This window comes from Mycobacterium sp., assembly GCF_046095365.1.
Taxonomy (GTDB): Bacteria; Actinomycetota; Actinomycetes; order Mycobacteriales; family Mycobacteriaceae; genus Mycobacterium.
In genome coordinates, this window is sequence record NZ_JBJTJF010000155.1 from 1 (window position 1) to 11,488 (window position 11,488).

Genomic DNA, 11,488 nt, shown 5'->3' on the forward strand with positions numbered 1-11,488 from the left:
CTGGAGCAGCAACAGCCAACGCAAACGCGGTCTTGACCGATTCCTTGACCGCTACAACACTCGACGAGGCCACTCCGCCCTCGGCGGACGACCACCCATCAGCCGGCTCGCCGCCTGACAACAACGTGTCAGGTCACGACAACTAGCCGCCGGCGGCGGGACGCACCCCGGCGTGGCGGATCACCATCGCGACCACCGTCTCCATGTCAGCCCGGCCGCGATCGGGGTCAGGGTCGGAGACATACTGCAGGATAAGCCCGTCGACTCCGGCGATCAGCAACCGGGCGAGCCGCCGCGTCTCGATGGAAATCTCCTCGCCCGCTCGCTCGGCGGCCTCGTCAATCCACCCGGCGACGGCATCGGTGTACCCCTCGTACTGCCGGCGTGCCATGTCCTCCAGGCCCGCGGACCGCAGCGCGTAGGTCGTCAGTTCGTACTGGGCCAACTGGAGGGGCACATCGCCGACGACCAGGTTGTTCCAGAAGCGCCGCACCCCCTCCGCCAGTGCGTGTTCCAGGCCCGAATCAAGCGGAGCGGAGGATCGTAGCGTCGCGCTGATCTCCTCGATCACATCCTCGATGACCGCACGCATCATCTGTTGCTTTGTCGGGAATACGTACTGCAGCGTGCCGAGCGGGATACCGGCCTCTTTTGCGACCGAGCGAATGGTCGTGGCTGCCACACCATCGCGAGTGATCACCGTTCTTGCGGCGGAAACGATCTGCCGACTCCGCGCCGCGGACTCGACGTAGACCACTGCGGGCCCCCAATCAGCCGTCGTCGGATACGGGCGACTCTACCTGCCACGCGGGCGGCGGGACCGCCCTGACGGCGGGGGTGTCGACCTCCTCAGTCGGTGTTGAAGGCCGCGGCGGCGTCTCGCTGCAGGTCGACGTAGGCCTTCTCGCTGACGTCGATGGCCACACCCTGGATGGTGCCGCCGGTGAACGTGCCGGGGTTCTTGTACTGCTCGGAGACGTTGTCGCCGCTGTCGTAGCCGACGCACAGGCCGTCCCCGGACAGGGTGAACTTCCCGATCTGGGCGCGCATCGGCCCCTTGGCCACCTCTTTGCCGTCGACGTACAACTTGGTGGTCCCCAGCGACTCCCCATGCTCACCGGCGCGCTCCCGGACGAACTCCATGCCCAGGGTGTGCTTGCCCGGCGACAGCGGCGGCGAGACGAAATCCTGCTCGGGCTTGATCCCCAGGAAGTTGTACACGTAGTGCAACCGGCCGTCCTTGACGAACATCGTGTGCCCGCCGAAGCGCGAACCGTGTGCGAACAGCACGCCCTCGGCGTCCGACTTCAGATCGGCGTTCGCGATGATCTTGTAGGAGCGCCCGCGGATGCTCGCCGCGACGCCTTCGGGCACCGGCGCGGTGTCGGGGTAGTAGACATAGCGGTCCCGCGGCGGCTCGGACTGCGGCCTCGGAGTTCCGAGCACGTCGACGGCAGTGCGGTCGTCGAGCGGCAGCACGAAGTTGTTCTTGGCCTCTTCGAACCAGGCGTCGATCAGTTCCTTGAGCTTGTCCGGGTTCGCCTCGGCCAGGTTGGTGGACTCCGAACGGTCCTCCTCGACGTGGTACAGCTCCCACTTGTCGTCGTCGAAATGCCCCTTGCCGCTGATCGGGGCGTGCAGGGCCGCCGCCTTCCAGCCGTCCTGCCAGATCCCGCGGGTGCCGAGCATCGCGAAGTACTGCCGCTTGCGGGTCGTCGCGGCGCCCTTGTCGTCGAAGCTGTAGCGCATCGACACCCCGTTGAGCGGGTACTGCTTGATGCCCTTGTACTCCTTCGGCATCTCCACGCCGGCGACGTCGAGCACCGTGGCCGCCACATCGGTGGCGTGGTGGTACTGGTCGCGCACTTCGCCTTTGGCCTTGATCCCCTTGGGCCAGGAGATCACCATCGGGTCACAGGTCCCCCCGGCGAACTGCGCATACCGCTTGAACATCTGAAACGGCGTCGAGAACGCCGTCGCCCACCCGGTCGGATAGTGCTCGTAGGTGTCCGGGCCACCCAGAACGTCGATGTACTTCATGTTCTCCGAGAGCTCATCGGGATAGCCGTTGAAGAACTTGTTCTCATTGACCGACCCGTTCGGCGAGCCCTCCCCCGAGGCGCCGTTGTCGGCGCAGTAGAAGACGATCGTGTTCTCCAACTGCCCGGTCTTATCCAGATAGTCGATGATCCGGCCGATCTGGGCATCGGTGTACTCCGAGAACCCCGCATACACCTCGGCCATCTTCGAGAACAGCTTCTTCTCATCGGCATTCAGCGAATCCCACGGCCGCACATTGTCATTGGCGACTTCGATGTCGTCGGGCAGTGGGTTGATCGGGGTCATCCTGGTGCCCTCGGGGAAGATCCCCTTGCCGATCATCCGGGGCAGCACCCAGTCCCGGTAGGCCTCATAGCCGTCGTCGAACTTGCCCTTGTACTTGTCGATGTACTCCTGCGGGGCATGGTGCGGTGCATGGTTGGCCCCCGGGCAGAACCACATGTACCAGGGCTTGGACGGATTGGACGACTTCTGATCCCGCAACATCCGGATCGCCTGATCGGCAAGGTCTTTCGACAGGTGATACCCCTGATCGGGTCCGTACTCCTGCTCGATGAACCGGTTGTCCTCGACCAGATCGGGATACCACTGGTTGGTCTCCCCGCCGATGAACCCGTAGAACCGGTCAAAACCCTTCTGCAGCGGCCACTCCGACTTGCTGCCCCCACTGGAGACGTCCTCCTCGGGCACGTTGTGGTTCTTGCCGATCCAGAACGTGCTGTACCCGTTGTCCTGCAACACCTGCCCGACGGTGGCGCACTGCGCGGGAAGCCGGGCAGCGGCACCCGGAAATCCGTTGGACCCCTCGGTGATGGCGGCGAATCGGTTGACGTGGTGATTGCGCCCGGTCAGGAAACACGACCGGGTCGGCGAGCACAGCGCGGTGGTGTGCCACTGGGTGTACATCAAGCCGTTGTCGGCCAGTTTCTGCATGACCGGCATGTTGATCCGCCCCCCATAAGGCGACCACGCCGCCATCCCGGTGTCGTCGTAGAGCACCACCAAAATGTTCGGCGCCCCCTCCGGGGCCTTCTTCAACTCGAACGGCTTCCAGTCGGCCACCGAGTCCCGCACGTCCAGTTCGATCTTGCCGTCGAAACCCTCATTGATCCCGGTGCCGTACCCCGGCGGACCGTCACCACCCCCGCCGGCCAACCCACCGCCGCCGCCCTCCTTGGAGCAACCCGCCGCGAACGCCCCCGCGGCCGCCGCCCCGGCACCCGCAGCCAGTCCACCGAGCACCCTGCGCCGGGAAAGGTTCCCGCCCACGGGATTCGTCTCGGGTGTCTCGATCGGATCGGTACCGGCATCGGTCATTGGCGAAGCCCCTTTGCTCGTTGTTCGTGCTGTTCGGCAGGTGGCGTTCTTTATACCAGTCATTCGTATGAATCCAGGGCTGGTCTGCGCTAAAGTCGGTCAACTGTATGACCCGGTCGCACGGGCCGCGGGCCGAACGGAGGCAGTCGTGGCGGATCGCGTCGACGTCGTCATCGTCGGTGCCGGACTGGCGGGGCTCAGCGCCGCACGGACGCTCACCCGGGCGGGCCGAACGGTGGCCGTGCTCGAGGCGCGGAACCGCGTAGCCGGCCGCAATCTTGGCGGGGTCTTCAGCAATGGCGTTCCCATCGAGATGGGCGGGCAATGGCTCGGCCCCACCCAGGTGGCGGCGCTGGCGCTGGTCGATGAACTGGGGCTGGAAACCTATCCGTCCTACGACCACGGCGACTCGCTGATGGTGTACGACGGCGGGATTCACCGGTACGCGGATGAGACCTACGGACTGCCTCCGGCCAGTGCGGCCGAAGTCGGCCGCGTCTGGGCCCGCATCGCCGAACTCGCTGAATCCGTCGATGCCGACGCGCCGTGGGCCACCGAGGGTGCGGCGGACCTGGATCGCCAGACGCTGGATCAGTGGCTGGTCTGCCAGACCACCGACTCGGTGGCGCTGCGAATGTTTCGCTTTATCGTTCCGGCCGTGTTCTCCGCGGAGGCGCCGGAGATGTCGCTGCTGCACTTCCTGTTCTACGTCAAATCGGGAGACGGCCTCGACACGCTGGTCTCGGTCACCGGCGGGGCGCAGGAAACCCGCGTGGTCGGCGGCACGCATCAGATCTCCGAGCGCATGGCCGCCGAACTCGGCAGCGCCGTCCGACTCAAGACGGTGGTCTCCGGCGTCGCCCACGACGACTCCGGGGTTGTCGTGCACTTCGACGGCGGCCGGATCTCCGCCGACCACGCCATCATCGCCATCCCCCCGGCCCTGGCCGGACGGCTGCGCTATCAACCCGCCCTGCCGTCGGCGCGGGACGCGCTGACCCAGCAATTCCCGGCCGGCTCGGTCATCAAATTCAACGTCGGCTACCGCACACCGTTCTGGCGCGACGCCGGGTTGTCCGGTTTCGTGATGAGTCTGGATGACGCGTTCAACATCGTCCTCGACAACTCACCGCCTGACCTCTCCTGCGGCGTTCTCGTCGGCTTCCTCGAGGGCGCCCATGCGCGCGCGGCAGCTGAGCTGACACCGGCCCAGCGGCGCGCCACGGTGATCGGTGATCTGGTCAAGTATTTCGGTGACCAGGCCGGCGAGCTGTTCGATTTCCTCGAACAGGATTGGAACGCAGAGGAATTCACCCGCGGCTGCTACGGCGGGCGGCTGGGCGCCGGGGTGTGGACCCAGTACGGAAAGGCGTTAGCCACCCCGATCGGGCGGCTGCACTGGGCCGGGGCGGAAACATCCCCCATCTGGAACGGCTACATGGACGGCGCGATCCGCTCGGGGTACCGGGCGGCGGCGGAGATCCTCGGCGGGGTGTCATGCGACGGACGTTGATCAGGCTCTGCATTGCGCTGATATTGGTTGTCGCCGGGGCGTGTTCGGCGAAGCCCGCCCGAACCCAGGCGCTCAGCGGCGCTCCCAACATCGTGTTCATCCTGACCGACAACCTCGGCTACGGGGAGGTCGGCGCCTACGGTGGTGGGCTGCCCCGGGGTGCGCCGACCCCCCGGATCGACTCCCTGGCCGCCGACGGCACCCGCTTGCTGAACGCCAACATGGAAACCCAGTGCACCCCAAGCAGATCCAGCCTGCTAACGGGGCGCTGGGCGATCCGCTCGGGCACCTACGCCGTGCCTTTCGGCGGGGTCGCCGACGGCCTGACCCAGTGGGAGGTCACCCTCGGCGAGGCGATGTCCGACGCGGGCTACGCCACCGGCTACTTCGGCAAGTGGCATCTGGGCAGCCGCGACGGCCGCCTGCCCAACGACCAGGGTTTCGACGAGTGGTACGGCATTCCGCGCACGACCGACGAGGCGCTCTGGCCCGAGTCGCCGGGCTGGTCGCCCGACATCATGCCCGCCGAGCAGATCATGGAGGGCCGCAAGGGCGAGAAGAGCCGCGAGTTGGGCGTCTACGACCTGACTCAGCGTCGTCTGATCGACGCCGAGATCACCCGCCGCGCCGTGTCCTTCATCGGCAAGCAGAGCCGGTCGGGCAGTCCGCTCTTCGCCTACGTGGCGCTGACGCAGCCGCATCTGCCCACCGAGCCGAACCCGTCGTTCGAGGGCAAGACCGGCAACGGCGACTGGGCCGACGTGCTCACCGAGACCGACGCCCACGTCGGCCAGATTCTCGACGCGGTCGACAAAGCCGGCATCCGGGACAACACGGTCGTCGTGTTCACCAGCGACAACGGCCCGGAGTTCATCCGTCCCTGGGACGGCTGGGCAGGCCCGTGGCGCGGGCAGTACTTCACCGCACTCGAAGGCGGGATCCGGGTGCCCTTCATGATCCGGTGGCCGGGCCGGATCCCGGCGGGCCGGGTGACCAACGAGATGGTCCACGGTGTCGACATGTTCGCGACCCTGGCGAAGTTCAGCGGCGCGAAGACACCGGACGACCGTCCTTTCGACAGCGTCGACCAGTCCGACTTCCTCCTCGGCAACTCCGAGAAGTCGGCGCGCGAGGGTTTCCCGATCTGGTGCTCGGACCGACTGCAGGCGGTGAAGTGGCGCAACTGGAAGCTGCACTTCTACCGCCAGGACACCATGTTCGATCCGCCGGCGAAGTATCCGGTGCCGATGGTCTACAACCTCTTCACCGACCCGCGGGAGGAGAAGCCCACCCCCGACTCCTGGGTCGTCGGGCCGGTGCTGAAGATCGTCGGCGAGTTCGACAAGAGCGTCAAAGAACACCCACTCATCCCGATGGGCACACCGGATCCGTATCGGCCATGACAGCGCGGCATTCTGATGACACAGGATTGGTGCTCGGGTGACTAACAATGTCCGCGGGACCGCAACCCGGCAGAAAATCCTGGAAGTTGCCGTCGAGACCGTTGCCCTCAACGGCTTCGGCGCCACCAACCTCCATGAGGTCGCCGACCGAGCCGGACTCAGCAGCGGTGCGGTCTACTACCATTTCGAATCGAAGGAAGCCCTCGCCGTCGCGATCATCGAAGAGGCCTGGTCGAAGACCTGGACTCTGGTGCTCCACGATCTGGCGTACCCGGGTGCGGGCCTGGAAAGCGTTATCCGCATGACGTTTTCGCTCACCGAACTGTTGCTGCGAGACGATGCGGTGCGGCTGGCCTACCAGCTCGCTCAGGCGTTCGGTGACTCGCACGCCGAAACGCACGCCATGCTGCGGGAGCATTTGTACTCATTCACCGACGCCGTGTTCATGGCCGTCCGGCCCTGCGACATCAGTGATGAAACCACTCTCGGGGCGGTGGCCAATCACGTCTGGCTTCTGGTGTACGGATCCCACCATCTGGCGCGGATGAGAAGGGAAGACCACTACGTCGGGTTGGCCGAGAATTGGATGATCCTGCTCCGGTCGGTCGTCCCGGCCGAGTCGCTGAGCTACTTCGAGAAGTGCGTCGCCCGCACCGCCGAGCAGTTCGACTCCGCATGACCCGTTAGTCCAAGCGCGCTACCACTACTAGGGTGCCTCGCTGTCGCCGACCCTGAGGTTCTGAGCGCCCCCCACCTGCGCGAAGGGGGCGACGGTAGCGTTCCGCCATTGGAGACGACTAGTCAATCGGGCTGCGCCACAAAAGGTTCGGGAACTGGGCGTACCCGCGATCGTTGGTGATCCAGGTGGCGCCGTGCTCGATGGCCAGCGCCGCGTGGTAGGCGTCGGGCACATCGTTGGCGGTGGCCGAGACAGCGCGGCAGAGTCCGGAGAAGATCTCCCAGTGCTTGGCCCCGGGCCGCAACGGGATCGCGGACGGTCCTGAGCGCACCGCATGGCAGAAGTCCAGTACATCCGCCGTGGAGCTGGGCTGGCGGTAGATCCGATGGTTGGTCGCCAAGCGAACCACACCCGAAAGGACGAGTTCACTCACGCCGACCGGCTCGTGACCGGTCATGGCGCGCTGTAGCCATTGCGCGTATGGGTTGTGATCCGCGCTGTCGCGGCGGAATGCGTACAGCAGGACGTTGACGTCAGGGCAGAGCATTCTCACCCAGGAGATCGGCGAGGGCTTCGCGGTCATCGAGGTTCACCCCTGGCTGCAGGCCACCGGCGCCACTGATGGGAAACGTCCACGCCTCGGCCCTCGATTCGGCCGCGTCGCGCCTGAGCAACACCCGCAGCGCATCGTCGACCACCGCACCGATGGAACGGTGCGTTCTAGCGGCGACCACCTTCGCTTCGGCCAAGAGATCGTCGGAGATGTTCAGGGTAGTGCGCACGATCGCATCATAACATCACCAGTAAACATCATGATGCGGATGGCGTCCGTCCGCCGTACGCCTCCTGTCACAGGCTGCCGCGCGGCATGACCCACACCTGCCCGAAGGCGACGACGGTGGCGGCGGTCTCGAAGTCGGCGTCGTAGTGGACCACCGTGAGCCCGTGCGCGGCGGCCAGGACTGCGGTCAGCAGATCCGGCATTCCGACCGCCCGGTGCCGGCCCTGCCGTGCCAGTTCCCGCTGGGCTTGCAGCGCAGCCCGCCAGTGTTCGTCCTCGGTCGGCAGGTACTCGTAGGCCACTCGGCGATCCGCCCAGAGTTGTTCGTATTCACCGGGATTGCGTGCGCTGTAGAGCGCTTCGGCGTCAAGTGCGGCGGTCGTCGCGACCAGTCCGGCCTCGATGAGGGGCGCCAGGCGCGCGCCGACTTCAGGATGACCCATCCGCGCGGCGGCACTGGTGTCGAGGAGGTACCTCGATATCAGCGCCACACCTCATCACGGCGGGCCGGATCGGTCATGGCCGCGAGGCCTCCTTCGCGGAGCCACGTCACCTGCCGGGCTCGCGCGGACCGAGCCGCCGCCTGCTGCAGCGCGGCCCGGACCGTGTCGGATACGCCGGTGGTGTTCAGTTCGCGTTGCGCGTCGGCCAGCAACTCGTCGTCGAGGTCGATCAGGCGTTTGGTCATCGCGAGCTCCTATATACGAGAGATGCACGGAGCATATATCGTTTTTGAGGGTCGAGCCTTCCAGCCCGTGCGATAGGTGTACTCACGCGTCAGACTCGGGAGCAAGTCGCCCCGACTCGGCTTGTGGATATGTAGCTGTGTCCAGATTGCGTGGTTTCTCGGCGAGTGCTCGAGGTTTAATGCAGACGGCGCGGGCGCTGCGCTGACCGCGTGCCGGACTGCCACCGCCGCCGACCGAGACCAGCCGCGGTGAGCCGGGCGACCGGCTTGCCTTTCACCGTGATCGTGACATCTTCCCCGGAGACGACTCGGCGCAGCACACCGGCGGTGTCATTGCGCAGTTCGCGGGACGTGACCTCTGCCATGCGACAAATGTAGCCGCGTGTAGTAATCAAGACTTCGTCCTGTTTGGGAGGGGAAGGCGAACCTCATCGGGACGACACACCCGGGCGCTCGGCAGACACGCGAGTGGTGGCGGCCAACCCGGAATTCTGAGTTCCATTCTCGCGCAGCACGATCGGCTCCCTCCCGAAGGAGGGAGCCGATCCTCCGAGGTTCCATCAGCCCTTCACGGCGTTCCCGGCTGGCCCGGTGTGCCGGCCGTGCCGTCCGGGGTGCCGCCGCCCGCGGCGCCGCCGGCGCCGCCGGCGCCGCCTGCGCCCACTGTTCCGTCGGTGCCACCTGCGGTGGCAACACCACCACCGCCGGCGTTGCCGCCGTTACCGCCGTTACCGCCGTTACCGCCGGATTTGCTCGCGACGTTGCCTCCGCTGCCGCCCTTGCCGCCGACGCCGCCGTCGCCGCCGTTGCCGGCAGTGCCGTCGGTAGCGTTGCCGCCGGCACCGCCGTCCCCGCCCGCACCGCCGTTGGCGCCGTTGCCTCCGGGTTTGGAGGTGGCACCGCCAGATCCGCTTCCACCGGCGCCGCCCGCGCCGCCGGTGCCGCCCTTGGACCCACTTCCATCAGCACCCTTGGACCCGTTCAACGAGACGTCTGCACCCGTTCCGCCCTTGCCGCCGGCGCCCGCGTCTCCGCCGCGTCCCCCGGCACCGCCAGCACCGCCTGCGGTCCCAGACGTGTTGTTTCCGTAAATATCTTGAAAGCCATTGGCGCCCTTGCCGCCGACTCCGCCCGTGCCGGCGACTCCGCCGTTGCCGCCGTTGCCGCCATTCCCGCTGACGGCGTTGGTCCCGTTGGTTCTGCCGGTTCCACCACGTCCGCCGTTGCCGCCATCACCGCCGGCGCCGCCGTTACCGGCGGTGCCGCCAATGCGGCCGGCGCCACCGGGGTTGCCGCCCCCAGTCGAGTCATTACCAGGCGCTCCGTTAGCGCCGTTGGTGCCGTTGGCGCCGTTGCCGCCGTCTGCGCCGGTGCCACCGTTGCCGCCGATCCCATCGATTTGCTTGCCGGTCCGCCCGGTGCCGCCGATCCCGCCGTTGCCGCCGGCCCCGCCGTCACCGCCCTTGACGCCGGCTGCACCGGCGGTGCTGCCGTTAGCGCCCTTGCCGCCCGCGGCGCCGTTGAAGCCGTCCGAGGCGTTGCCGCCGATCCCGTCGAGGGCCCTGGTCACGCCGTCGCCGCTGAGACCGCCGGTGCCGCCGTTGCCGCCATTACCGCCTGTACCACCCGCGCCGCCGTTCTGACCGGCACCGCCGGCGACCCCGTTGGTGGCCACCCCGGCGTTGCCGCCGTCTCCGGCGCTGCCGCCGAGGCCATCGGTGCCCTTGGTGGACCCGGCGCCTGCGCCTCCGTTTCCGCCGCGCGCACCAGCGGTCGTTGGGGTGAAGGCGTTGCCGCCCAGTGCGCCATTAGCGCCATTGCCGCCGGCGGAGCCGTTGCCGCCGGTTCCGTCGAGGGCCTTGGTGACGCCGTCGCCGCCCAGGCCGCCGGTGCCGGCGTTGCCGCCGTTTCCGCCGGTGCCGCCGGCGCCACCGTTGCCGCCCGCTAACCCGTCGACGGCAGAACTGGTGCCCGCCTTGCCGGCGGTGCCGGACTTGCCGTCGCCTGCGGTGCCGCCGACGCCGCCGTTACCGCCGAGGCCACCGGCCCCGTCGGTGCCCTTGGTGGCACCGGTGCCGCCGACGCCGCCGTTGCCACCCGCACCGCCGGCGCCGCCGGCGCCCGCGTTGCCACCGGCAGCGCCGGCCGTGGTCGGGGCGAAGCCGTTGCCGCCCCGCCCCCCGGTGCCACCGATGCCGCCGGTTCCGCCGCTGCCACCGATACCGGCTACCGCGGTGCCGCCTCCTGCGCCGGCGTTACCGCCCGAACCTCCGGTGCCACCAGCCCCGCCGGCAGCGCCGGTACCGCCGGCCGTCGTGGTGGTGTTCCCGGCGGTGCCGGTCCCACCGGTGCTGCCATTGCCGGCTTTTCCGCCGTCGCCGCCATTGCCGCCGACCGCGTCTGCCGCCTTGGTGACGCCGTCGCCGTTGGTTCCGCCGGCGCCGCCGGCACCGCCAACGCCGCCCGCACCGCCGTCACCGCCGGCGGTTCCGTCGGTCAGACCGGCGGCGTCAAAGCCGTTGCCGCCGTCGCCGCCAGTCCCACCGGCCGTGCCGGCACTACCTTTACCGCCGAGCGCGCGGCTGACACCGTCGGCATTCAGGCCGCCGGCGCCGCCGTTGCCGCCGGTGCCACCGGCGCCGCCCTTGCCGCCGGCTTTGCCGGAGCGCGAGGAGGAGGTGCCATCAAGCCCGGCTTTCCCGTTCCCGGCGAATCCGCCGCGGCCGCCGTCGCCGCCGACACCACCGACACCGCCGGTGCCACCGGTGCCGGCACCGGCGAGGCCTGCGGCGCCGCCGGCGCCACCCTTGCCTCCGTTGCCGGCGTTGCCGCCGTCGAGGTATCCAGCCTTGTTGCTGGGCGCGATGTTGGGGGAAACGGCGGTGTTGGGGTCGTAGCCGTCGCCGCCGGTGCCGCCGGTGCCGCCGGCGCCGCCGTTCGAGCCGTTGCCGCCGGTGCCGTCGAGGGCGCGGGTGGTTCCGTCGGCATTGAGGCCGCCGATGCCGGCGTCGCCGCCGGCGCCGCCGGTGCCGCCGTTGCCGGCGTC

General features: G+C 68.2%; 10 protein-coding genes and 2 pseudogenes. 4 read left to right on the plus strand and 8 right to left on the minus strand.

Annotation, left to right across the window (positions count from 1 at the left end; translation table 11 throughout):
• A partial coding sequence (locus ACKOQ4_RS11905; RefSeq protein WP_526291913.1) for an integrase core domain-containing protein occupies positions 1-118 on the plus strand: 118 nt, incomplete at its 5' end.
• 24 nt (positions 119-142) lie between these two features.
• Here ACKOQ4_RS11905 and ACKOQ4_RS11910 read toward each other — a convergent pair.
• Positions 143-757, minus strand: coding sequence for a TetR/AcrR family transcriptional regulator (locus ACKOQ4_RS11910; protein ID WP_526292053.1), 615 nt, complete (start codon positions 755-757; stop codon positions 143-145).
• 92 nt (positions 758-849) lie between these two features.
• Positions 850-3,378 (minus strand): arylsulfatase, encoded by a 2,529-nt coding sequence (locus ACKOQ4_RS11915; RefSeq protein WP_526292055.1) that lies wholly within the window; start codon positions 3,376-3,378, stop codon positions 850-852.
• Positions 3,379-3,526: 148 nt separating this feature from the next.
• Here ACKOQ4_RS11915 and ACKOQ4_RS11920 point away from each other — a divergent pair, with 148 nt between their 5' ends.
• The 3 genes from ACKOQ4_RS11920 to ACKOQ4_RS11930 are packed head-to-tail and all read left to right on the plus strand — an operon-like array spanning position 3,527 to position 6,973.
• Positions 3,527-4,891: a flavin monoamine oxidase family protein gene (locus ACKOQ4_RS11920; protein ID WP_526292057.1), complete on the plus strand. Its 1,365-nt coding sequence runs from the start codon at positions 3,527-3,529 to the stop codon at positions 4,889-4,891.
• Positions 4,876-6,294, plus strand: coding sequence for an arylsulfatase (locus tag ACKOQ4_RS11925; protein ID WP_526292059.1), 1,419 nt, complete (start codon positions 4,876-4,878; stop codon positions 6,292-6,294). The genes ACKOQ4_RS11920 and ACKOQ4_RS11925 overlap by 16 nt, the downstream gene beginning before the upstream one ends.
• A gap of 37 nt (positions 6,295-6,331) precedes the next feature.
• Positions 6,332-6,973 (plus strand): TetR family transcriptional regulator, encoded by a 642-nt coding sequence (locus ACKOQ4_RS11930; protein ID WP_526292061.1) that lies wholly within the window; start codon positions 6,332-6,334, stop codon positions 6,971-6,973.
• 118 nt (positions 6,974-7,091) lie between these two features.
• Here ACKOQ4_RS11930 and ACKOQ4_RS11935 read toward each other — a convergent pair whose 3' ends face one another.
• The 6 genes and pseudogenes from ACKOQ4_RS11935 to ACKOQ4_RS11960 all read right to left on the minus strand — a co-directional run.
• On the minus strand, positions 7,092-7,520 hold the full coding sequence (locus ACKOQ4_RS11935) for a TA system VapC family ribonuclease toxin (RefSeq protein ID WP_524604130.1): 429 nt from the start codon (positions 7,518-7,520) through the stop codon (positions 7,092-7,094).
• Positions 7,507-7,755, minus strand: a complete 249-nt coding sequence (locus ACKOQ4_RS11940; protein WP_526292064.1) for a type II toxin-antitoxin system VapB family antitoxin — start codon at positions 7,753-7,755, stop codon at positions 7,507-7,509. Before ACKOQ4_RS11940 ends, ACKOQ4_RS11935 begins: the two co-directional genes overlap by 14 nt.
• A gap of 67 nt (positions 7,756-7,822) precedes the next feature.
• On the minus strand, positions 7,823-8,245 hold the full coding sequence (locus ACKOQ4_RS11945) for a PIN domain nuclease (protein ID WP_526292066.1): 423 nt from the start codon (positions 8,243-8,245) through the stop codon (positions 7,823-7,825).
• The gene (locus ACKOQ4_RS11950; protein WP_526292068.1) at positions 8,236-8,442 is read right to left on the minus strand and encodes a DUF2191 domain-containing protein; all 207 of its coding nucleotides are present in this window, start codon (positions 8,440-8,442) and stop codon (positions 8,236-8,238) included. The genes ACKOQ4_RS11945 and ACKOQ4_RS11950 overlap by 10 nt, the downstream gene beginning before the upstream one ends.
• Before the next feature lie 188 nt (positions 8,443-8,630).
• Positions 8,631-8,807, minus strand: a pseudogene (locus ACKOQ4_RS11955) (type II toxin-antitoxin system Phd/YefM family antitoxin); the annotation flags it as partial.
• A gap of 203 nt (positions 8,808-9,010) precedes the next feature.
• Positions 9,011-11,488, minus strand: a pseudogene (locus ACKOQ4_RS11960) (PE family protein); the annotation flags it as partial.

What these genes read in the sequence shown, in the direction of transcription:
- ACKOQ4_RS11915 (WP_526292055.1), bottom strand. Translation starts at nt 3,378, where the DNA reads ATGACCGATGCCGGTACCGATCCGATCGAGACACCCGAGACGAATCCC.
- ACKOQ4_RS11925 (WP_526292059.1), top strand. Translation starts at nt 4,876, where the DNA reads ATGCGACGGACGTTGATCAGGCTCTGCATTGCGCTGATATTGGTTGTC.
- ACKOQ4_RS11935 (WP_524604130.1), bottom strand. Translation starts at nt 7,520, where the DNA reads ATGCTCTGCCCTGACGTCAACGTCCTGCTGTACGCATTCCGCCGCGAC.
- ACKOQ4_RS11950 (WP_526292068.1), bottom strand. Translation starts at nt 8,442, where the DNA reads ATGACCAAACGCCTGATCGACCTCGACGACGAGTTGCTGGCCGACGCG.